This window comes from Pseudomonas sp. SIMBA_068, from assembly GCF_046534705.1.
In the GTDB taxonomy this organism is placed as follows: Bacteria; Pseudomonadota; Gammaproteobacteria; order Pseudomonadales; family Pseudomonadaceae; genus Aquipseudomonas; species Aquipseudomonas putida.
The window spans coordinates 1-358 of the sequence record NZ_JAWRYI010000146.1 but is presented as its reverse complement, the minus strand read 5'-3'; the positions used below and the strand labels follow the sequence as shown (position 1 = coordinate 358).

Annotated in this window: 1 protein-coding gene; it reads right to left on the bottom strand. The window is 61.2% G+C overall.

Annotation, left to right across the window (positions count from 1 at the left end):
• On the bottom strand, window positions 1-358 hold a 358-nt coding region (locus SB756_RS28575; protein WP_410912873.1), incomplete at both ends, for an ABC transporter ATP-binding protein.

Genomic DNA, 358 nt, shown 5'->3' with positions numbered 1-358 from the left:
AAGAGATCGACCGGTTGGGTATAGAGCGCTTCGGCATCGCCATTCTGCACGATTTTGCCCCGGTTCATCAGCACGATACGATCGGATAGCGTCAGCGCCTCCTCCTGATCGTGGGTGACGAACAGGGTGGTGAGATTCAGCTCGCGCTGGATGCGCCGGATTTGATCGCGCAGATGGCGGCGAATACGCGCATCCAGCGCCGACAGCGGTTCATCCAGCAGCAGCAGACGCGGACGCGTCACCAGCGAACGAGCCAGTGCCACGCGCTGACACTGCCCGCCTGACAACTGGTGCGGATAACGGCGCGCATAATCATTGAGTTCAACCAGCTCCAGCACCTCCAGCACCCGCTGGCGAA